The sequence below is a fragment of the Neorhizobium sp. BETTINA12A genome, from assembly GCF_023006485.1.
GTDB lineage: Bacteria > Pseudomonadota > Alphaproteobacteria > Rhizobiales > Rhizobiaceae > Neorhizobium.
The window spans coordinates 42,592-62,571 of the sequence record NZ_JALBGW010000015.1 but is presented as its reverse complement, the minus strand read 5'-3'; the positions used below and the strand labels follow the sequence as shown (position 1 = coordinate 62,571).

Annotated in this window: 19 protein-coding genes and 1 riboswitch; of the genes, 11 read left to right on the top strand and 8 right to left on the bottom strand. The window is 62.4% G+C overall.

Annotated elements, in window-relative coordinates; all coding sequences use genetic code 11:
- Window positions 1-3 precede the first annotated feature (3 nt).
- On the bottom strand, window positions 4-570 hold the full coding sequence (locus tag MOV61_RS06995) for a DUF6101 family protein (protein WP_038540447.1): 567 nt from the start codon (window positions 568-570) through the stop codon (window positions 4-6).
- Between the two features lie 305 nt (window positions 571-875).
- Between MOV61_RS06995 and MOV61_RS06990 the strand changes: the two genes are divergently transcribed.
- On the top strand, window positions 876-3,467 hold the full coding sequence (locus MOV61_RS06990) for a DUF1217 domain-containing protein (protein WP_247136070.1): 2,592 nt from the start codon (window positions 876-878) through the stop codon (window positions 3,465-3,467).
- A 13-nt stretch (window positions 3,468-3,480) separates the two neighbouring features.
- Here MOV61_RS06990 and MOV61_RS06985 read toward each other — a convergent pair whose 3' ends face one another.
- Genes MOV61_RS06985 through MOV61_RS06970 form a run of 4 tightly spaced genes read right to left on the bottom strand, consistent with a single transcriptional unit; the run spans window position 3,481 to window position 6,896 of the window.
- On the bottom strand, window positions 3,481-3,861 hold the full coding sequence (locus tag MOV61_RS06985; protein WP_247136069.1) for a winged helix-turn-helix domain-containing protein: 381 nt from the start codon (window positions 3,859-3,861) through the stop codon (window positions 3,481-3,483).
- Window positions 3,858-5,303, bottom strand: a complete 1,446-nt coding sequence (locus tag MOV61_RS06980) for an FAD-binding oxidoreductase (protein WP_247136068.1) — start codon at window positions 5,301-5,303, stop codon at window positions 3,858-3,860. Before MOV61_RS06980 ends, MOV61_RS06985 begins: the two co-directional genes overlap by 4 nt.
- 27 nt (window positions 5,304-5,330) lie before the next feature.
- Window positions 5,331-6,308 (bottom strand): L-threonylcarbamoyladenylate synthase, encoded by a 978-nt coding sequence (locus MOV61_RS06975; protein ID WP_247136067.1) that lies wholly within the window; start codon window positions 6,306-6,308, stop codon window positions 5,331-5,333.
- A gap of 33 nt (window positions 6,309-6,341) precedes the next feature.
- Entirely contained in the window at window positions 6,342-6,896 is a 555-nt protein-coding gene (locus tag MOV61_RS06970; protein WP_247136066.1) for a DUF6656 family protein, read from the bottom strand.
- A 225-nt stretch (window positions 6,897-7,121) separates the two neighbouring features.
- Window positions 7,122-7,352: riboswitch (cobalamin riboswitch) on the top strand.
- Window positions 7,353-7,454: 102 nt separating this feature from the next.
- On the opposite strand from MOV61_RS06970, the gene MOV61_RS06965 reads away from it, so the two are divergent.
- From MOV61_RS06965 to MOV61_RS06955, 3 genes are all read left to right on the top strand, one after another.
- Window positions 7,455-8,699, top strand: coding sequence for an aromatic ring-hydroxylating dioxygenase subunit alpha (locus tag MOV61_RS06965; RefSeq protein ID WP_247136065.1), 1,245 nt, complete (start codon window positions 7,455-7,457; stop codon window positions 8,697-8,699).
- A gap of 108 nt (window positions 8,700-8,807) precedes the next feature.
- Complete coding sequence (locus MOV61_RS06960) at window positions 8,808-9,227, top strand: BA14K family protein (RefSeq protein WP_038540473.1); 420 nt, start codon at window positions 8,808-8,810, stop codon at window positions 9,225-9,227.
- Window positions 9,228-9,415: 188 nt separating this feature from the next.
- Window positions 9,416-9,865 carry a BA14K family protein gene (locus tag MOV61_RS06955; protein ID WP_247136064.1) on the top strand — a complete coding sequence of 150 codons (450 nt, stop codon included), beginning with the start codon at window positions 9,416-9,418 and terminating at the stop codon, window positions 9,863-9,865.
- A gap of 68 nt (window positions 9,866-9,933) precedes the next feature.
- On the opposite strand, the gene MOV61_RS06950 is transcribed toward MOV61_RS06955, so the two are convergent.
- On the bottom strand, window positions 9,934-10,929 hold the full coding sequence (locus MOV61_RS06950) for a transporter (RefSeq protein ID WP_038548798.1): 996 nt from the start codon (window positions 10,927-10,929) through the stop codon (window positions 9,934-9,936).
- A 134-nt stretch (window positions 10,930-11,063) separates the two neighbouring features.
- On the opposite strand from MOV61_RS06950, the gene MOV61_RS06945 reads away from it, so the two are divergent.
- From MOV61_RS06945 to MOV61_RS06925, 5 genes are all read left to right on the top strand, one after another.
- Window positions 11,064-11,279, top strand: coding sequence for an antitoxin MazE family protein (locus MOV61_RS06945; RefSeq protein WP_080719117.1), 216 nt, complete (start codon window positions 11,064-11,066; stop codon window positions 11,277-11,279).
- Window positions 11,279-11,599, top strand: a complete 321-nt coding sequence (locus MOV61_RS06940) for a type II toxin-antitoxin system PemK/MazF family toxin (protein ID WP_247136085.1) — start codon at window positions 11,279-11,281, stop codon at window positions 11,597-11,599. The genes MOV61_RS06945 and MOV61_RS06940 overlap by 1 nt, the downstream gene beginning before the upstream one ends.
- Before the next feature lie 107 nt (window positions 11,600-11,706).
- Window positions 11,707-13,500 (top strand): acyl-CoA dehydrogenase, encoded by a 1,794-nt coding sequence (locus tag MOV61_RS06935; RefSeq protein ID WP_247136063.1) that lies wholly within the window; start codon window positions 11,707-11,709, stop codon window positions 13,498-13,500.
- Window positions 13,501-13,511: 11 nt separating this feature from the next.
- Entirely contained in the window at window positions 13,512-14,270 is a 759-nt protein-coding gene (locus MOV61_RS06930; RefSeq protein WP_309493790.1) for a crotonase/enoyl-CoA hydratase family protein, read from the top strand.
- Window positions 14,271-14,352: 82 nt separating this feature from the next.
- Window positions 14,353-14,736 (top strand): hypothetical protein, encoded by a 384-nt coding sequence (locus MOV61_RS06925; protein WP_247136062.1) that lies wholly within the window; start codon window positions 14,353-14,355, stop codon window positions 14,734-14,736.
- 26 nt (window positions 14,737-14,762) lie between these two features.
- On the opposite strand, the gene MOV61_RS06920 is transcribed toward MOV61_RS06925, so the two are convergent.
- Window positions 14,763-16,007, bottom strand: a complete 1,245-nt coding sequence (locus MOV61_RS06920; protein WP_247136060.1) for a class I SAM-dependent RNA methyltransferase — start codon at window positions 16,005-16,007, stop codon at window positions 14,763-14,765.
- Complete coding sequence (locus MOV61_RS06915; RefSeq protein WP_247136083.1) at window positions 16,004-16,768, bottom strand: TlyA family RNA methyltransferase; 765 nt, start codon at window positions 16,766-16,768, stop codon at window positions 16,004-16,006. The genes MOV61_RS06920 and MOV61_RS06915 overlap by 4 nt, the downstream gene beginning before the upstream one ends.
- Before the next feature lie 152 nt (window positions 16,769-16,920).
- On the opposite strand from MOV61_RS06915, the gene MOV61_RS06910 reads away from it, so the two are divergent.
- A complete protein-coding gene (locus MOV61_RS06910; protein WP_247136059.1) occupies window positions 16,921-18,861 on the top strand; it encodes a methyl-accepting chemotaxis protein in 1,941 nt (646 codons plus the stop codon).
- A gap of 121 nt (window positions 18,862-18,982) precedes the next feature.
- On the top strand, window positions 18,983-19,978 hold the full coding sequence (locus MOV61_RS06905) for a DUF4424 domain-containing protein (RefSeq protein ID WP_247136058.1): 996 nt from the start codon (window positions 18,983-18,985) through the stop codon (window positions 19,976-19,978).
- Window positions 19,979-19,980: the final 2 nt, after the last annotated feature.

The following is a 19,980-nucleotide window of genomic DNA, read 5'->3' as shown; positions in this document are numbered from 1 at the left end:
GCCCTAGCGTCGCGCGATAATTTCCTTGCCTTCAATCTTCATCGTCACGCCCAGGCTGCCGGTGGTGCGGCGGACCAGGAAGCGCGGACGACGGGCCGCGAAATAGGAATGGCGGCGGCGCTGCCTGACGCCGTTGGTTCGCACGTCGCCGATATGGTTTTCCAGCGGCCGGGCGATACCGTCGGCTTCCACCATCAGCATCGGAATGCGATAGGCGTCCGACCAGCTCCGCCAGTCGGCAGCGATGTCGCAGAGGTCGTGGGCGACGAGCAGCGGAATGCAGAGATCCGGATCGTCGTGATGCAGTTCGAGCGTGACCGTCACTTCACCGTCGCCGTGGTCTATGGCGCGGGCCGCAACCCCTTTGAAGGCGCGGGCGGGCAGGGCGAAGGAGAGCGGCAGGCCGCTTGCGGGGAGGATCTTACGCAGCACTGCGCCGCGTTCGTCGATGGTGATGGAGACATCTCCTGATGTCTCGCGCAGCGCATAGGTAACCTGCTGCGGGAAACGAGACGGATCGAGCCTGAATGTCGACCCTGCCCAGACGGGCTTCAGAACAGTGTTGGTCATCGATATGCTACCCTTGTTTTACCTGAGAGCCGTTGCCGGTTTCTCTACGGGACTTTTGTCCTCTGATAGCCAAAGCATAGGGCGGGCCATGTTCGAGACTGCTTAAAAATAGCGGTTAAAGAAGCCTTGCCTGCCTGGATGGTTAGCAAAAGGGCTCGGATTTGGGTTTCCGGAAAGTGAATCGCGGCATTGCTGTGCAGGCCTGGGACATTCCGACCGGGACATCGAAACGCTTTCGAAAAGCCACGGGCAAGGCTAGACTGCGATGATTGCGGCAGCATAATTCCGAGTCGTGAGGCCCTTCCATGGTATCGACCTATCTCACCTTTGATCTTGTCAATCGCGACATGCAGAAGAGCCTGAAAAACATTGCCGGGCAGACGACGGTCGTCAACGACACGAAGTACTATCAGGACAATATCGGCAAGGTGAAAACCGTCGATGAGTTCCTCGGCAACTATCGCCTCTATTCCTATGCGATGCAGGCCCATGGTCTGGACGACATGATCTACGCCAAGGCGTTCATGAAGCAGGTGCTGGAAAGCGATCTCAGCGACGACAACAGCTTTGCAAACCGCCTGACCGACGACCGTTACAAGGATATCGCCGCAGCCTTCAATTTCGGCGTTTCCAATGGAGAGGGGGCAGCCGCCCAGTCCAACGGCCAGATGGACGAACTCTTCGATACCTACGACCAGACGATCGCAGCCCAGAACGATACGCTCGAGGAAGATACCCGCTATTTCAAGGTCATGCTGGGCGGGACCGGCAATATCACCAATGTCGATCAGCTGCTGGCCAACCCGAGGCTCCGCGACTACTTGTTCACGGCCTATGGCATCGATACCAAATATTACAACTACAATGCCATCCGCGGCGTGCTGACCAGCGACCCGGCCGATCCGACCAGCTTTTACAATACCGCCTATGGCAACAATCTCGACCAGTACAATGCGGCGAAAACCGAAGACACGGAGCTTGCCGAGCGGCTGAGCCTCAGCACCGGCATTCCCACGCTGCAGGATTCGATCGCGCTCGGCCAGCAGAAGAAAACCGATCTCGAAACCCAGATCGCCGCCAAGCAGGACGAACTGAACAATGGCGGTGATCCGGCGGTGATCCAGCCGCTGATCGACGCGATGCAGACGGAGCTGACCAATACGGTGCAGGCAATCCAGACGGACCAGGATAACCTGACGACGTCGCAGACGCGTTATACCGAACTGGATGGCAGGCTGGTGCCGATCGCCCAGACGGACTCGCGGCGCGCCGAACTCGCGACCATCATCAGCGCTGGGGCGTCCGATGCGCCTTATCTCGCATTGATGAAATCGCTCGCCGAGGATTTCAGCTTCAACGCGGACGGCTCTGTGCCGGCAGGCGGTGCGGTCACGCCGGAAAAATTGCTGGAGATTGTCGGAGGCTTCTTCAACAAGCAGACCCGGATCACGCATGCCGAGGCGATGTTCAATCAGGAGCTCTTCGAGCAGAAGCTCAAGACGGCTACCAACGTCAGCGATTTCATCAATGATCCCCGGCTTCTCAAATATATCAAGGTCGCCTTCGATCTCGACAAGGTGACGGTCGTCAAGTCCACGATCGAACAGATATTGACGAGCGATCTCTCCGACCCAGACAGCTATGCGAACCGCTTTAGCCTTACCAATCCGGAATATTTGGAGCTGGCGAAGGCCTTCAATTTCGCGACCGACGGTACCGTCGCCGCCGGCCAGGCCCAGGACGAGTTACAGACCAGTACGACCCGCAGCGACTATATGAGCCGCTGGGACGACAAGCAGGAAGCGGATCTCGACAAGACCATCAAGTTCTACAAGCTCGACCTTTCGGCCGTGAAGACGCTTGACGACTTCCTCAGCGCGGATGCCGACAAATCCTACGATTTTGCTCTTCAAGCGGTTGGCCTCGACCCCGCCACCGTTTCGAAGCTGACGATCAAGAGTGCCTTGAAAAGCGACCTTTCAGACCCGAACAGCTATATCTACAAGCTGAAGGACGAACGTTTCGTCTCGCTTGCCAAGCTCTTCAACTTCGACCCCAAGGGGGCAGTCACCCGTCAGGTGCTGCTCCAGTCCAATGCGGCAATCACCAACGTCGCCAAGGATTATATCCTGCGCAAAAGCCGGTTCATGGAAGGCGATGAACTCAAAGCGGCCAGGGCGAAAGCCCAGACGGAGGCCAAATATTATACCGACGCGATGCAGCGCATCGGCAGTCGCGACGAACTGCTCGCCGATCGCAAGACGCTCGACATCCTGCTGATATCGAAGGGGATCGACCCTTCGAAGGTTACCAACGATTTCCTGAAGAAGGCCTTCAACTCGGATCCCGCTGATCCCAAGAGCTTCGTGAATACCCAGACGGACAAGCGGTTCGCGCAGATCGTCGGTACCTTCAATTTCGACTCCAAGGGCGAGATTGACCGAAGCTCGGCGGGCGAGGCCCAGAACGGCGGCGAAGTCGTCGCGACCCAGGACCTTTACGTCCGCCAACTTCTCGAAAACCAGCAGGGCGAGGAAAATCCGGGCGTCCGCCTGGCGCTTTATTTCGAGCGCATGTCGGACAGCATCACCGACCCATATGTGATCCTCGGCGACGAGGCACTGAAGGAGTTCTTCCGCGTCACTTTCAGCCTGCCCGCGGAAATCGCCAACATGGACGTCGACCAGCAGGCCAAGATCGTCAAGAACAAGCTCAACCTCGAAGATCTGAGTGATCCGGAAAAGGTCAAGAAACTGGTCCAGCGCTTCACGATCATGTACGACCTGGAGAACAGCCAGAATACGGCATCGGCGGTGAGCATTCTAAGCAGCGACGGCAGCTCGGTCGGCATCAGCTCGGACACCTTATGGGCATTGTCCCAGATCCGGATGGGCTGAGGGCGGGCGGTTATCAGGCGTCGGTGGTCTTTGCCGTCGTCTCGAAGCGCGGATCTGCATTCGATTCGAGCCAGTCGAGGTCGGCGCGCATCGCGTCGCGGCTCGCTTTCTCCATCCGCCGATAGCGCGACAGCAGTTCCTGGCCGAATTCCGTCAGACCCGCACCGCCGCCGCTTTTGCCGCCATGGCGGGTAAAGATCGACGGCTCCTTGAACATCCGGTTGATCTCGTCGCCGAGCAGCCATGCCCGCCGGTAGGACATGCCGATCGAGGCGCCCGCCGCCCGGATCGAGCCGTGTTCGGCAATCAATTCCAGAAGCTGCGCCTTGCCCGGACCGAGCCGCACGCCGTTGTCGAGGTCGATCCTGATCGTGGTCTTCGAAGACCGGCTCATGGAATCGTCACCACCTTGCCGGGGTTCATGATGCCGGCGGGATCGAACGCCTCCTTGATGCGCCGCATCAGGTCCATCTCGATCGGCGAACGGATATGGGCGAGTTCGTCGCGCTTCAGCTGGCCGATGCCGTGTTCGGCTGAGATCGACCCACCGGCGGCGAGCACGATGCCGTGGACGATGGCGTTGATCTCCCGCCAGCGGCCGATGAAGGCCGCCTTGTCGCCCGCCATGTCGGCACTGATGGGCTGCGAGATGTTGTAATGGATATTGCCGTCGCCGAGATGGCCGAAGGCGCAGACCCGCGCACCCGGCATTGCCGCCAGCACCGCCTGCTCGGCTTCCGCCATGAAGGTCGGGATTTTCGAGACCGGCACCGACACGTCATGCTTGATCGAGCCGCCTTCGGGTTTCTGCGCGTCCGACATGCTTTCGCGCATGTGCCAGAGCGCCTTCTGTTGCGCGACGGAGGAGGCGATCACGGCGTCGCGGATGAGGCCTGCCTCGAAACCCTGTTCGAGCAGCGATTGTACCATGGAACTGGCCGTCTCGGCGGAATCCGAGGTCGAGATGTCGATCAGCGCGTACCACGGATGCGGCTCGGAGAGCGGATCGCGCACGCCCTCTATATGCCGAACCACGAATTCGATGCCGATGCGCGGCATCAGCTCGAAACCGGTCAGCGCCGTGCCGCAGAGATTCGAGGCCCGCTCGAAGAGTTTTAACGCGTCTGCCGGCGAGTTGAGGCCGGCAAGTGCGACCTGATGCCCGACCGGCTGCGGGAAGAGTTTCAGCACCGCGCCGGTAATGATGCCCAGCGTACCCTCCGCGCCGATGAACAGGTCGCGCAGGTCGTAGCCGGTATTGTCCTTCTTGAGCCGGCGCAGGCCGTTCCAGATCTCGCCGGTTGGCAGCACCACTTCGAGCCCGAGGCAGAGTTGGCGGGTATTGCCATAGGCGAGCACGGCAGTACCGCCGGCATTGGTGGAGAGGTTGCCGCCGATGCGGCAGGAGCCCTCCGAACCGAGCGACAGGGGAAACAGCCGGTCGACGGCTTCCGCCGCCTTCTGCACGTCGGCAAGGATGGCGCCGCCGTCGGCGACCAGCACGTTGGCGACCGGATCGACGTCACGGATGCGGTTCATGCGTTCGAGCGAGACGATCAGGTCGCTGCCGCCGGTGCGCGGCGTCTGGCCTCCGACAAGGCCGGTATTGCCGGTCTGCGGCACGATCGGCGTGCCTGTCTCGCTCGCGAGCTTTAGGATCGCGGACACTTCCTCGACCGAGCCCGGCTTCAGCAGCATCGGAGAGGAACCCCGGTAGAGTCCGCGGCCCTCGACCAGATGCGGCGCAAGATCGTTCGCGTCGCGCAGCACGTGATTTTCGCCGACGATCGCGGCGAAGCGGTCGAGAAGTTCTGGTTTCGGCCCGGAAATATCCATCAACGTCTCCTCCTCTTTTGCCCCGGCTCATTCTCGCGGGGCGGCGGCCCTCGCCAGCCGGTCGTTGATCGCTTCGCCGAGCCCATGGTCGGGAATGGGCGTGACGGCGATGCTGGCGGCGCCGGTGGCGTCGGCCCGCTTCAGGTAATCGAACAGGTTTGCCGCCGCCTGCGCAAGATCGCCCGACGGGCTCAGATCAAAAACCGCCGTCGCGAGTTCCATTCCTTTCACGGGAGCAGAACCGAGCCGGATCAATGCCTCGCCGGTCTCGACATGGTCGGCATTGAGCCTGACCGCCGCTCCTGGCGCGTAATGGGAAGCGAGCATGCCGGGAGCTTCGATGATTGCCGCTGGTCCTTCCGGTCGGATCACCGCAAGGCCGGTTGCACGTTCGATCTCTTCCACGGCCACCCCACCCGGCCGCAGCAGCCGGATCACGCCATCCTCGACACGAACGATGGTCGATTCCACACCGACCGGAGCCGCGCCGCCGTCGATGATCAAAGCCAGCTTGTCGCCCAGGTCGTCGGCCACATGGGCGGCGCTGGTTGGGCTCACCTTGCCGGACGTGTTGGCGCTCGGCGCCGCGAGTGGCTTGCCGAAGGCGCGGATCAGATCGGAAGCGAAGCCCTTGGGAAGCCGGATGCCGACCGTATCGAGCCCGGCCGTCGCCAGCGCGTGGATGCCACTTTCGGGCTTTAGGGCCAGGATCAGGGTGAGGGGGCCCGGCCAGAAGGCTTGGCCAAGCTTTCGCGAAATCGGGTCGAAGTCGGCATAACGCTCGGCCATGGCTAGATCCGACATGTGGCAGATCAGCGGATTGAAGCGCGGCCGGCCCTTGGTCTCGTAGATGCGGGTGATGGCGGCGGGATTGGTGGCATCGGCCGCAAGCCCGTAGACCGTCTCGGTGGGGATCGCCACGGGTAGGCCACCGCCGAGCACGGCGCAGGCTTGGGCGAGCGCGCCGTCATGGTCCCGGGTGATGTCGATGATTTGAGCCGTCATATCCGCCCGTCAATAACGCGGAGCCCGGCGTCTTCATAGCTTTTTGATGATCTCGCGGAGCATTTCGTTGGAAGTGCCGAGCATCAGCACGTTCTTGATCGCTTCCATCGGATCGTTGGTGCGGAACAGAAGGCCATTCTTGCGGATCGATCGGTTGATCTGCAGCGGCTGGCCGGCCTCTCGTTCGACCGCGACGGCGAAATACATGCGCGAATAGGCCGTGCTGATACGCTCGAAGAACGTTTCCTCCCCGCCCATCTCGGAAACGAAGTTGGCAATGTAGAAGGACCAGCTTACCGGCACGCCGTGGGCAAGCTGCGTTCTTGCCGCCGTGACATGGCAATAGCCGAGATGCGGCCGCTCATCGAGCGTGTGGTGAAAGATGATCTTCGGAAACTTGATCGAGCGATGGAAGGAGTTGATCCGGTTGTGGCTCGTCTCGCCGGCCGCCTCCAGCCTTTTGCCTGTGCGCTCGGCGACCTCGTCATGGGTGAGATAACGGCGCTCTTCCGGCAGCCAGATCGGATTGTAGCGGGCGATGCGCCCCGTCCGAAGGAATTCGGAATGGGCAGCGGTCTTCACTGCCACCGGCGCCGGAGGCTTTGGTGGAGGAGCTTTATAGTAACGGATTTTCCCCTTGGCCTGCACGGTGGCATCGCTCCCATTCGAGCCGGGATTTTATGGCTTATCCCTTAATGACAGGTTTCGCTTTCGCGGGGCTGGAGTGTTGCATTCCGGGCCGTTTCGCCGCTGTCGCCAACGCGGTTGCCGATGTCGCAATGTCGCCTATGCGACACGCCCGCTCGATGGTTATATCCGCCTCGATCTTGAGGTGCCGCCTGTCTAGGGAAGGCGGAGAATTGGGAAGCCGGCAGGGGTCTTCGAAACCTTGATCCGGCGCTGCCCCCGCAACGGTGGTGGAGCAACAAAGCTTGGTACAGGCCACTGGGAAAGAGCCGAAAAGGCCGCCCGGGAAGGCGCCGAGCCCGTCCCGCAACGGACAGCTCCTGAGCCCGGAAACCAGCCTCGGGACAAAAGATGACGACCGGACGCGGCGGGCGTTCGGGACAGGGTTTGGGGCGGGCCTGGGGCCGGCCGGCATTTCCATGTCCTTCCGCTGTCCACATTGACGAGGAAGGTAAGTATATGGAAATTCGCAATCAGGCCCTGCGGCAGCTCAAGAACCGCCGCGAGGGGTTCAGCCTCGAACAGCCCTTCTATACCGATCCCGCCTATTTCAAGCTCGATCTGGAAATGATCTGGTACCGCGACTGGCTGTTCGTCGGGCATGATTGCGAGCTGCCCAAGGCCGGCGCCTATTTCACCCTGCAGATCGGCGATTATCCGGTCGTTATCGTGCGCGGCCGCGACAACCAGATCCGGGCGCTGCACAATACCTGCCGCCATCGTGGCAGCCGCGTCTGCACCAAGGAACATGGTTCGGCGGTGCGGCTCGTTTGTCCCTACCATCAATGGACCTACGAGCTGGACGGCTCGCTTCTGGTCGGCCGCCAGATGGGCCAGGACTTCGACAAGACCCAGTTCAGCATGAAGAAGGTCCATTGCGAGAGCGTCGCAGGCTTTATCTTCATCTGCCTTGCCAACGAGGCGCCGGATTTCGCGCCGGTTCGCGCGGCGATCGAGCCCTATATGGCGCCGCACCGCCTCTCGGAGGCCAAGGTCGCGCATCAGTCGACGATCATCGAAAAGGGCAACTGGAAGCTCGTCTGGGAAAACAACCGCGAATGTTACCACTGCGCCGCCAACCATCCGGAGCTCTGCCGCACCTATCCGGAATCGCCGACCGCGACCGGTGTCCAGGGCGCCAAGGACGATCCGGTCATCGCCGCCCATTGGCAGCGCTGTGAGACGGCCGGGTTGCCGAGCGAGTTCCGGATGGACGAGACCGGCCAGTTCCGCGTCGCGCGCATGCCGCTGATCGAGGATGCGGAGAGCTATACGATGAGCGGCCGCAACGCCGTGCAGCGCAAACTCTCCGACGATGTGACGATCGACTCGATCGGCACCATGCTGCTCTTTCACTATCCGAGCAGCTGGAACCACATTCTCGGCGACCACGCGATCTCGTTCCGCGTCACCCCGCTCGGACCGGAGGAAACGGCGGTTACCACCAAGTGGCTAGTCCACAAGGATGCGGTCGAGGGCGTCGACTACAATCTCGAAGAACTGACCCATGTCTGGAACATGACCAACGACCAGGACCGTCAGATCGTCGAGGAAAACGCCTTCGGCATCCGCTCGCCCGCCTACGAGCCCGGTCCTTACTCGCCACTCCACGAAGGCGGCGTCATGCAGTTCGTCGAATGGTACTCGAACTTCATGGTCAACCGGCTGCAGGGCGACCAGGCGCAACTTTCGATCGTCGCCTGATCGCCAATTCGTGATCGGCGTTGATCGGCGCGGGGCGTGGCTCCAGGAACGGAATCCCGCGTGTGGCGTTGTTTTCTGATTGAAAATCAGAATGAGGAAGCACCCCGCATGAACGCCTTTCGCCTACGCCTGACCGCAGCGGCAGTCGCCGTTGTCACGACATTTGCTGGCCTTGTACCCGCGCAGGCTGTCCAAATGCCGGCTCCGCCATCCGGCATTTCGGCCGCCAGCGATGTCACCAATGTCCAGTACCGTCGCGACTTCCGGCGTGACCGATACGGTTGGTATCGCGGCCATCGCGGTTACCGCGACCGCCGCCCCGGTTATCGTTATCACAACGGTTTCTGGTTCCCGCTGGCCGCCTTCGGTGCCGGTGCCATTATCGGCGGCGCTATCCAGGCGGATCGGGGTTATGGCAGCCGCCACGTCGCCTGGTGTGAAAGCCGTTATCGCAGCTATCGGGCCTGGGACGATACCTATGCACCGCGCGCCGGCGTGCGGGCGCGCTGCATCTCGCCTTACAGATAAGCAGTATTGGCCATCCCGAGGCAAGCCCGGTTGCACACATGCCGCGACCGGGCTTGCATCGTCGCGGCCCGCGTTAATCACGCGTTCAGGATGAACTTCCCAAGGGTTGCAACGAAATAGAATTCCGCTGCATATTGAAATAACTGGCTGGCAAAATAGAACATGGACAAGGGACATGGGGGCTTAACATGACGCTTTTCAAGAAGATTGCGGCTGCGGGCATCTCCGCTGCCGTTCTCGCCGGCTCGCTGATGCCGGCTCAGGCGATGCCGGTGCCGACCGCTCCGGCCGGGATCGCAACGAACGCCAATACCGACGCGACCCTCGTGCAGTATCGTCGCCATGGCGGCGGCTGGTATGGCGGGTATCGTGGTTATCGCGACTACCGCCCGGGCTATCGCCGCCATAACGGCTACTGGTTCCCGCTGGCGGCATTCGGTGCCGGCGCCCTGATCGGCGGCGCCATTGCCTCCCAGCCACGTTACGTCGAGCCGGCGCCGGTCTATGGCGGCGGGGACGACATCAATCCGCGCCACTACGAATGGTGCGCCGAGCGTTATCGCTCCTACGACGCCTATTCGAACTCGTTCCAACCGAACTACGGCCCGCGTCAGACCTGCTATTCGCCCTATTTCTAAGAGCGGCCGATAGGCAAAGTTCAACCCGTCCGACATCAAGCCGGGCGGGGTTTTCGGTTTGTCCGCGGTCAAAGAATGCCGGTGCGTTTCAACAGCCACCAGGCGGCAAGCACTGAAATAACGATTAGGCCGAAGGCATAGGCCGTCCCCGAGCCATTCCCCTCGAAGGGCAGCGACGCAGTGTTCATGCCGAAAAAGCCGGTGACCAAGGTCGGCGGCAGCAGGAAGGCGGTCATCAGCGACAGGATGTAGAGGTGCCTGTTGGTCTCGGAGGAGAGTTTCGAGTCGATTTCCTCATGCAGCAGCCGGGCGCGCTCCTGCAGCGCGTAGACGTCGTGATCGGCCGCCTCCAGCCTGCCGATCAGCCGCGAAGCGGCGTCGTCGAAACCGGGCGGCATCTCGTCATCGTCGGTCGCCGCCGCGCGCCTGAGCAGCGTCAGCACGGTTCTCAAGTGCCGGTGCAGCCTGACCACCGTCCGCCGGATCGGCGCGAGGCGCCGCCGCTCGTCGCGCGGCGTGTTGTCGTAAACGAAGTCCTCGATGATGTTCATTTCCTCGGTCAGCTCCATCACCAGCGCGATCAGCGTACGCTGGAATTCGGCGACCAATGTCTCGAACACGTCGATCGGCTTCTTGTAACGCGAGGCGTTCTTTTCGATCGCCGCCCGCACCCGGTCGATCGATCTCAGGGGCTGCAGGCGGGTGGTGATGATCACCCTGTCGGAGACGAAAAAATGCAGCCAGCCGATATCGCGGGTCTCGCTGTCGAATTCGCGCTGGAAATCGACCAGTGTGCCATAGACCAGCTGCTCGTCGAGCGTCACCGCCGCGTGCGTGTCGTGGGTGGTGAGTGCGGCGATGGCCGGTGGCGTCAGGCCCGGGAAGTTCTCCAGAAAGGCGTTGACCCGACTGTCGACGAGGTTGAGATGCAGCCACAGAAAACCGTCGCCGACATCGAGATCGCTGCGCGCCGCATCGAGCGGCAGCCTGGTGCAGGGCGCCGCTCCCGGATGGAAGTGATAGGCCCAGACGAGGCCGGGGATAGCGGGGTTCATGAGGGACATGGCCGAGGAATCCGAAAGCATAGGCATCACTCCATAGACCTCTTGTGTAACGCCTGTTTCAACAACGTTGTCTAAAAATTCCTTGAACGCTCCAGCGCCGTTTGTTACATGTAACAAATCAAGGAGTATTTCATATGGCCAGTTCCGTGAATGAGCGTGTCAGAAAACGTCGTGAAAATCTCCGGGCGTCCGGGTTGCGTCCAGTGCAAATTTGGGTTCCCGATACGCGGCGCCCTGGTTTTGCAGAGGAATGCCATCGGCAGTCGCGTTTGGTCGCGGCGGCGGATGCAGCAGATCCCGATCTTATGAAATTTCTGGATGATGCCCTGGCTGATCTCGGGGAGCAATGATGCGCAGGGGCGATCTTGTGACGGTTGCTCTGGCTGGTGATTTCGGAAAACCGCGCCCCGCCCTTGTGATCCAATCCGACCTTTTCGACACCGACACGCTAACGGTTCTGCTGCTGTCCAGTACCATTGTGGATACGCCGCTCATCCGCATCCTGGTCCAGCCCACGCCCAGGAACGCGCTCAACAGCCCCTCCCAGATCATGATCGACAAGGCGATGACCCTCAAGCGGGAAAAGATAGGGAGGGTTTTCGGCTCGATCGAAGATGACATTCTCGTAGCCGTGAATCGGTCGCTTGCCGTGTTCTTTGGCTTGGCCTGAACATTGACAACCGCATTTACGTTTACGTAAAAAGCAAAGTGAGGATGGTGGCTGAGTAGAATCGGCCAGTTAAGGCGGTCACAACCGCGCCCACGAGGAGGAGCATCATGTACAAGGCACCGGTCGAGGAGATCGCCTTCACCCTGAACCATGTGGCCGGCCTTGCGGACGCCCTGGAGATCGGCAGGTTCGGTGACCTGAGCGCCGATCTGGTCGAGGCGATCCTGGAGGAAGCGGGGCGGTTTGCGGGTAACGAGATGGCGCCGCTCGGCGAGATCGGCGACAAACAAGGCGCCCGCCTCACCGACGGCAAGGTGAAGACGCCCGACGGCTGGCCGGAACTTTATCGTCATTGGCGCGAGGGCGGCTGGAACGGGCTGACCGCGCCGGAAGCCTATGGCGGCCAGAACCTGCCGCATATGCTGAACGTCGCCGCGCTCGAAATGTGGAATTCCGCCTCCATGGCCTTCGCGCTCGCCCCGACGCTGACCATGGGAGCAATCGAGGCGCTGGTGGCGCACGGCAGCGATGCGCTGAAGGAAAAGTATCTGGCCAAATTGGTCTCCGGCGAATGGACCGGCACCATGAACCTCACCGAGCCGCATGCCGGCTCCGACCTCGGCGTTCTGAAGACCCGTGCCGAGCGCAGCGACGACGGCAGCTACCGCATTTTCGGTCAGAAGATCTTCATCACCTGGGGCGAGCACGACGCCGCCGACAACATTATCCATCTGGTGCTGGCGCGGCTTCCCGATGCGCCTGCCGGCACCCGCGGCATCTCGCTTTTCCTGGTCCCGAAATTCCTGGTGGGCGACGACGGATCGCTGGAGGCGCGCAACGACGTCTTCTGCCATTCGATCGAACACAAGCTCGGCATCCACGGCTCGCCGACCTGCACGATGATCTACGGCGACGGCAGATATTCTCCCGGCAACGAAGATGACAAGGGCGCGATCGGCTGGCTGATCGGCGAGGAGAACAAGGGCCTCGCCTGCATGTTCACGATGATGAACAATGCCCGCCTGGCGGTCGGCATGCAGGGCGTGGCGATCGCCGAAGCCGCCACCCAGAAGGCCGTCGCCTTTGCAAAGGAACGCACTCAGGGCAAGGCGCCCGGCTGGTCGGGGGAGGGCATGAGCCCGATCATCGACCATCCGGACATCGCCCGCACGCTGATCACCATGAAGGCACTAACCCAAGGCGCCCGCGCCATCTGCTACGCCTGCGCCCACGCGACCGACATGTCGCATCACACCGAGGGCGACGAGGCCCGCCACTGGACCGAACGGGCCGCACTTCTAACGCCGATCGCCAAATCCTTCGCGACCGATGCCGGCGTCGACGTCGCCTCGCTCGGTATCCAGGTGCATGGCGGCATGGGCTTTATCGAGGAGACGGGCGCTGCCCGTTACCTGCGCGACGCCCGTATCGCGCCAATCTACGAGGGCACCAACGGCATCCAGGCGATCGACCTCGTGACCCGCAAGCTGCCGCTTTCCTCCGGCGATCAGGTGCGCGGCTTCATCGGTGAGCTGAAGGAGATTGCCGATAGGATTTCAGCCTCCAACGATACGGCGTTCGGCGAAACCGGTGACCGCCTGCGCGCCGCCATCGCCGCACTCGAAACCGCCACCGGCTGGCTCCTCGACACCCAGGCGGCCGGCAAGACCGCCGAGGCGCTCGCCGGTGCGACGCCCTATCAGCGCCTGTTCGGCCTGGTGCTGACAGGCTGTTATCTTGCCAAGGGCGCGCTCGTCGCTGTCGATAACGGCGGTCCGGAAAAGCGCGTCGCGCTCTGCCGCTTCATGGCCGAGAACCTGCTGGCCGAAACCTCGGCCCTGAAGGACCGCGTCGTCTCAGGCGCCGCGAGCCTTGAAGCCGCCCGCGCGATACTCGCCTGAAGGAGACGGCCGTGAGCGACAATCACATCCTCATCGAGCGCCCCGAGGGCCAGCCGGGCGTCATGGTGATCCGCTTCAACCGGCCGGAAAAGAAGAACGCCATCACATCGGCCATGTACAACCGCATGACCGCTGCGCTCGAAGAGGCGAACGGGGACGACGCCGTTCGCGCCGTCGCCTTCCTCGGCACCGATGGCTGCTTCTCCGCCGGCAATGACATGGGGGATTTTCTTACCTACGCCATGTCCGGATCGAAGGAGGCGCCTGCCGCTTCCATATTCATCAAGGCACTGGCGCTTGCCGAAAAACCGCTTGTGTCAGGCGTCGATGGCCTGGCGATCGGCATCGGAACCACTTTGAACATGCATTGCGACCTGACGGTCGCCTCCGCCCGCAGCGTCTTCAAGACGCCCTTTGTCGATCTGGCGCTGGTGCCGGAGGCAGCCTCCAGCCTGCTGGCGCCGAAGGCCATCGGCCATCAGCGCGCCTTTGCCATGCTGGTGGCGGGCGAGGGGTTTTCGGCGCAAGCTGCACTCGACGCCGGTCTGATCTGGAAGATCGCAGAGCCGCAGGCGGTCGAAGCCGAGACGCTGGCGCTAGCCGCAAGCCTTGCAAGAAAACCACCGCAGGCCCTGAAGATCGCCCGTGACCTGGTGCGCGGACCGCGCGAGGCGGTACTTGCGCGTATCGACGAGGAGCTGGTGCATTTCTCCGCCCAGCTTAAAAGCGCCGAGGCGCGCGCCGCCTTCGAGGCCTTCATGCGGCGTTAACGGTGTCGCACGGGAAATTTCTGTTCCCGTCTTCTTTTGACGCAACTTCAGCGCTAGATTGCCTCCAATCGATCGGGAGGAAATGATGGCGCATCGTATTTCGTCGGGCTTGCTCGTACTGCTTCTTGGAATAGCGCCGGCGCAGGCCGAGACGCTGGTGTTCCCCTCGCAGAGCCAGCCGCTGCAGCTCGCCCAGAGCCCTTCCGTCACCATCGGCCCGAACGGCCTCATCATCCGCCGTGACGACGACCGCGATCGTGACAGGGACCGCGACAGGGACAGAGATCGCGACCGTGACCGCGATAGAAATCGTCCCCGCCCGCAACGTTATGTCTGCGTCGTCTCTCCGCCGCCGAGCATGGACCGCCGCCGCCCCTATGTCTGCAATGCCGATCCCGGCCGCGTCGGCAGCCGCTGCCGCTGCTCCGGCGTGGTTGGCACCGGTACGCTTGATCTGGATCGGTAGGAGGCCGGGCGTCCGCCCGCCGGAGCTTATTTCTGCAGCAGCGCCACCGCTTCCACATGCGGCGACCAGAGAAACTGGTCGATCGGCGTGACCGCCTTGATCTGGTATCCGGCATCGACGAGGATCCGAAGGTCGCGGGCAAGTGTCAGCGGGTTGCAGCTCACCGCCACGACCGTCTTCACGGTCGAGCGGGCAAGCTCCTTCATCTGGACTTCGGCACCGGCGCGCGGCGGATCGAAGACGACTGCGTCGTAGTTTTTCAGTTCTGAAACCATCATCGGCCGGCGGTAGAGATCGCGCTTCTCAACCGACACCGGCTTCAGCCCCTGAGTATTGCGGGCCGCAAGGTCGAGCGCCCTGACCGATTTCTCGTCGCCTTCGACTGCATGCACCTTGGCGATGCGGGCAAGCCGGAGCGAGAAGGTGCCCGAGCCTGCAAACAGGTCGATAACCCGCTTGGCCTTGCCGACATGCGACAGCACCAGTTCAGCCATCGCGTCTTCCGCCGGTTTCGTTGCCTGGGTAAAGGCGCCGGGCGGCGGGGAGACCTTGACGCCGCCGAAATCCACCAGCGGCTTCTGCAATTCGATAATGATTTCGCCATTGACCGAAACCCGCGCGATGCTTTTCAGCGCCAGCACCGTCTCGGTGACCGTGCGCCGCTGCTTGTCGTCGAGCGGCTTCAGTCCTTCTGCGGCAAGATCGAGGCCGGCAAGCGTTTCGAGAACGGCGATACGGAATGTCTCCGAACCGGTCGCCAGCGCCTTGCCCACAGCGCGGATCGCCTCGAGCCGGGCAACGATGCCCGGCGAGGCGATCGGACATTCGACGATCGAGACGATATGGTTGGTCTCGGCGCGGTTGAAGCCGAGCAGCAATTCCTTCTCGGTCCTGCGGGCGGAAAACACCACCCGCCGACGCTCGCCGGGATGCGCTATGACCAGTTCGCCCACTTCAGGCGTCAGACCCTTGGATTTCAGCGCCTCGACGACGAGGTTGCGCTTGAAGGCGTGGTAGGGGACATCCGCCAGATGCTGCAGCGAACAGCCGCCGCAGGCGTCGCTGTCAGGCCCGAAGTGGCGACAGGGCGGCGTGACCCGGTCCGGCGACGGGTTGGACGTCGACATGACCGTGCCGTGATCGCCGTTGCGGGCGATCGCCAGCGTTTCGCCCGGAAGAGCGTAGGGCACATAGACCGGGCCGTCTTCGCCATTGGCGATGCCGTGGCCCTGGGCGCCGAGCCGGCTGATCGTGACGGTGACCGTGCTCATGAAGGTTCACCGGGCTTCCTGCCTGCGAGCAGGTATTCCTGGTTGCCGTCGCCGCCGGCGATCGGGGAGGGGATGAGCCCGAGGCTCGACCAGCCCATCTCTTCGACCAGCCAGCGTTCGAGTTCGGCCGCGACCTGGGGCGCCGTCTCCGGCTCCTTCAGCAGCCCGGCCTTGCTGATCGCATCGCGGCCCGCCTCGAATTGCGGCTTGACCAGCAGCACGCAATGCGCGCCGGGCTCGGCAAGATCCAAGGCCGGCGCCAGCGCCAGCTTCAGCGAGATGAACGAGACGTCGGAGACGATGAAGGTGATCTCGCGGTCGTCGTAATCCTCGGCGGTCAGATATCGGGCGTTGAGGCCCTCGATATTGGTGACCCGCGGCTCGGCGAGCAGCCGCGGGTGCATCTGTCCGTGGCCGACGTCGATCGAGGTCACGTGCTCTGCGCCGCGCATGATCAGCACTTCGGTAAAGCCGCCGGTCGAGGCACCGATATCGAGACAGTCATGGCCGGCCGGGTCGAGCTTGAAATGGTCGAGCGCCGCCACAAGCTTCAGCGCGGCGCGGGAGACGTAATCCTGCGCCGGGTCGTCGATCGTGAGTTTCGCGTCGAGCGGGAAGGTGAGGCTCGGTTTGGTGACGACGCGGCCGTTGACGGTAACGGTGCCGCGGGCGATCGCATCGCGCGCGCGAGCTCGGCTCGCCACGAGATTGAGCGAGACGAGAAGCTGGTCGAGGCGTTGGTTTTCAGGGCTTGGGGACATGGTCGCAGTCAATGCCTGCCTATCGGCCGGCTTGCAAGGGCCTTGCTTCATGAAAACCCGCGCCGGGTTCAATCAAATTTTAATCATGTTGGGATTCTCTCGCCGCCGGAGGAGATGCCCAATGCTGTTTCACCCGAGAGCGGAAGCCCCCGATGTCGCTTAAAAACCTATCCCTGAACAAGAAGCTGATCATCACCTTTGCGGCGTTGATGTCGGTCTGTCTGCTGGCGTCCGCCGGCGTTTATTGGCAGGCCTTGAAATCGAGCCGGTCTTCCGCGCAGCAGGTCGTTTCCCAGACGATCATGATGAATGTGGACGCGGCGCTCGAAGCGATGCTGGAACAGGCCGTCAATCAGCGCGGCTTCCTGCTCTTCAAGAGCGACAGCACCTATTCGGACGTCTTCAACAACCGCGACAAGATGATCGCGGCGATCGACGCCGCCAAGAAGGCCGCCGCAGGCATGCCGGATATGGTCGCTTCGCTCGATGCGATGCGTGCCGCAGCCGATGTGTTCCATACCCAGCTCACCGTTCCGCAGCTCGACGCCCGCAAGAACACCGGCAAGCCGATCGAGGAAGTCATCGAGATCGGCCGCAACCAGTCGAAAGGTCAGCTCGACGTGTTCCGCGAGGCTGCCGCCAAGATCAAGAAGCAGGCTTTCGACCTGTCGACCACCATGGTCAGCGCCCAGACCCAGGCCCATACCGATCTGCTGCTGACGCTCCTCGTCGGCGGCGGTATTGCCGGCCTGATCGCGGTCGCCCTGGTGCTTGCCCTGTCGCGCGCCATCGTCCAACCGATCGTCGGCATGACGGAAGCGATGACCAGCCTTGCCGGCGGCAATCATGATATCGGAATTCCGGCTCTCGAACGCGGCGACGAAGTCGGCCGCATGGCCAAGGCCGTCACCGTCTTCAAGGATGCTGCGATCGAAAAGCAGCGTCTGGCTCGTGATGCGGATGTCCTGCGCGACACCAGCGAGCGCGAACGTCTCGACAACGACGCCCAGAAGGCACGTGAAGCCGCCAATCTCGAGTTTGCGATCGACGCGCTGGCCACCGGACTTGCAAGCCTTGCCGATGGCGATGTCGCCTACCGCATCGAAAAGCCCTTCTCCGGCAATCTCGACCGGCTGCGCACCGACTTCAACCAGGCGCTCGGACGGCTGCAGGCCGCCCTCCAGGCGGTCGGCGAGAATGCTTCTGCGATCAGCTCCGGCGCCGGTGAAATCCGCTCTGCGGCCGACGATCTCGGTCGTCGCACCGAACAGCAGGCCGCAGCCGTCGAAGAGACAGCCGCAGCCCTTGAACAGGTGACGACCACGGTAAAGGAATCGGCTCGCCGGGCAGAAGACGTCGGCCAGCGGGTCGAGCGCACCCGCATCGGCGCCGAGAAATCGGGCGAAGTGGTCCGCCGCGCGGTCTCCGCCATGGAAGAGATCTCCAAATCCTCCGGCGAGATCAGCAACATCATCTCGGTCATCGACGACATCGCTTTCCAGACCAACCTTCTGGCGCTCAATGCCGGCGTCGAGGCAGCGCGCGCCGGTGAGGCGGGCAAGGGTTTCGCGGTCGTCGCACAGGAAGTCCGCGAGCTCGCTCAGCGTTCCGCCAATGCGGCAAAGGAGATCAAGGCGTTGATCACAACCTCCAGCCAGCAGGTGGATGCGGGCGTCGCGCTGGTCGGCGAGACCGGTCAGGCGTTGGAAGCGATCGTCGGCGAAGTGCAGCAGATCAACCAGCACCTCTCCGCCATCGTCATCTCCACCCGGGAACAGTCGACCGGCCTCCAGGAGATCAACACCTCCGTCAACGCCATGGACCAGGGCACGCAGCAGAACGCCGCCATGGTCGAAGAGCAGAACGCGGCAAGCCACAAGCTCGCCCAGGAAGCCCAGGCGCTCGATGCCCTGCTGAGGCAGTTCAACTTCGGGGGCACGCCATCGGTTCGGACTTCGCGTCCGGTCGCGGCCCCGTCGGCAGCCCGTCCGGTGGCATCGCCGGCAAATGCCCTGCGCTCCACCGTCGCCCGCGCCTTCTCCGGCAAGGCGGCGAGCGCTGCCGCCGTGAAGGAAGAGTGGTCGGAATTCTGATCCGTCCATACGGTTTGATTGAGAAGGCAGGCCAGAGACCATCCGGCCTGCCTTCTCTGTTTCAGCATTTGCGTCTATCTTCCGGCGGCCGAAAACCGGCGAGGAAATGGGAGGGACGGATATGCGATGCACCTTGCTGATCGGCGGACTTTTGTTCGTCGCGAACCCGGCACTCGCCAACGATTCCATGGCGGAACTGAAGACGGGCGGGCTGATCTACGTCCAGACCTCCGACGTCGCCATGGCCGAGGAGCAGCTCTACATTTCCCGCGAGGAAGTGCTGGTCGATTATGTCTTCAAGAACGCCAGCGACAAGGATGTCGAAAGCGTCATTGCCTTCCCGATGCCGGATATTACCGGCAGCATGGACAGCGATATCGCGCTCGACAACACCGACAGCGACAATTTCCTCGGTTTCTCGGTCGTGCAGGACAGCCGGCAGATCAAGCCGGAGCTGCAGCAAAGGGTGCTGGCCGCCGGCATCGACCGCACCGACGAACTCGTGGCGCGCAACATTCCGCTTCTGCCCTATAGCGACAGGACGCTCGTCGCACTCAAGGCCCTGCCTGAAGACGTGAAGGCTGCCTGGATCGCCGAAGGGCTGGTGTTCGTCAACCGCTACGACGCCGGCAAGGGCTGGCAGGAGGACCTGACGCCTGCCTGGACGCTGCGCTCGGTCTATTGGTGGAAGACGAAATTTCCGGCCGGCAAGCCCGTCCGTGTCAGCCACCGCTATAAGCCGAGCGTCGGGGGCACTGTCGCCATGACCTTCATCGATCAGGGTAAGCCGGCGACGAATTACAAGGATTATGCCGACCGCTACTGCATCGACGCCGCATTCATGAAGACCGCGGCAAAACTCGAAGCTGCGGCCGGAAAAGGCGGCCCGAACTATACCGAGCAATGGGTGTCCTACATCCTCACTACCGGCGCCAACTGGGGCGGTTCGATCGGTAAGTTCAAGCTGACGATCGACAAGGGGAAGGAGAAGGATTACGTCAGCTTCTGCGGCAACGGCGTGAAGAAGATCGGCCCCACGACTTTCGAGATGACGGCGGACGATTTCTATCCGGACAAGGATCTGAATATCCTGTTCCTGACGGCCGCCGATCAGTGACG

What these genes read in the sequence shown, in the direction of transcription:
- MOV61_RS06920 (WP_247136060.1), bottom strand. Translation starts at nt 16,007, where the DNA reads ATGAGCACGGTCACCGTCACGATCAGCCGGCTCGGCGCCCAGGGCCAC.
- MOV61_RS06905 (WP_247136058.1), top strand. Translation starts at nt 18,983, where the DNA reads ATGCGATGCACCTTGCTGATCGGCGGACTTTTGTTCGTCGCGAACCCG.
- MOV61_RS06915 (WP_247136083.1), bottom strand. Translation starts at nt 16,768, where the DNA reads ATGTCCCCAAGCCCTGAAAACCAACGCCTCGACCAGCTTCTCGTCTCG.
- MOV61_RS06995 (WP_038540447.1), bottom strand. Translation starts at nt 570, where the DNA reads ATGACCAACACTGTTCTGAAGCCCGTCTGGGCAGGGTCGACATTCAGG.
- MOV61_RS06945 (WP_080719117.1), top strand. Translation starts at nt 11,064, where the DNA reads ATGGCCAGTTCCGTGAATGAGCGTGTCAGAAAACGTCGTGAAAATCTC.
- MOV61_RS06910 (WP_247136059.1), top strand. Translation starts at nt 16,921, where the DNA reads ATGTCGCTTAAAAACCTATCCCTGAACAAGAAGCTGATCATCACCTTT.
- MOV61_RS06925 (WP_247136062.1), top strand. Translation starts at nt 14,353, where the DNA reads ATGATGGCGCATCGTATTTCGTCGGGCTTGCTCGTACTGCTTCTTGGA.
- MOV61_RS06960 (WP_038540473.1), top strand. Translation starts at nt 8,808, where the DNA reads ATGAACGCCTTTCGCCTACGCCTGACCGCAGCGGCAGTCGCCGTTGTC.
- MOV61_RS06950 (WP_038548798.1), bottom strand. Translation starts at nt 10,929, where the DNA reads ATGTCCCTCATGAACCCCGCTATCCCCGGCCTCGTCTGGGCCTATCAC.
- MOV61_RS06975 (WP_247136067.1), bottom strand. Translation starts at nt 6,308, where the DNA reads ATGACGGCTCAAATCATCGACATCACCCGGGACCATGACGGCGCGCTC.
- MOV61_RS06965 (WP_247136065.1), top strand. Translation starts at nt 7,455, where the DNA reads ATGGAAATTCGCAATCAGGCCCTGCGGCAGCTCAAGAACCGCCGCGAG.
- MOV61_RS06955 (WP_247136064.1), top strand. Translation starts at nt 9,416, where the DNA reads ATGACGCTTTTCAAGAAGATTGCGGCTGCGGGCATCTCCGCTGCCGTT.
- MOV61_RS06940 (WP_247136085.1), top strand. Translation starts at nt 11,279, where the DNA reads ATGCGCAGGGGCGATCTTGTGACGGTTGCTCTGGCTGGTGATTTCGGA.
- MOV61_RS06985 (WP_247136069.1), bottom strand. Translation starts at nt 3,861, where the DNA reads ATGAGCCGGTCTTCGAAGACCACGATCAGGATCGACCTCGACAACGGC.
- MOV61_RS06990 (WP_247136070.1), top strand. Translation starts at nt 876, where the DNA reads ATGGTATCGACCTATCTCACCTTTGATCTTGTCAATCGCGACATGCAG.
- MOV61_RS06980 (WP_247136068.1), bottom strand. Translation starts at nt 5,303, where the DNA reads ATGGATATTTCCGGGCCGAAACCAGAACTTCTCGACCGCTTCGCCGCG.
- MOV61_RS06935 (WP_247136063.1), top strand. Translation starts at nt 11,707, where the DNA reads ATGTACAAGGCACCGGTCGAGGAGATCGCCTTCACCCTGAACCATGTG.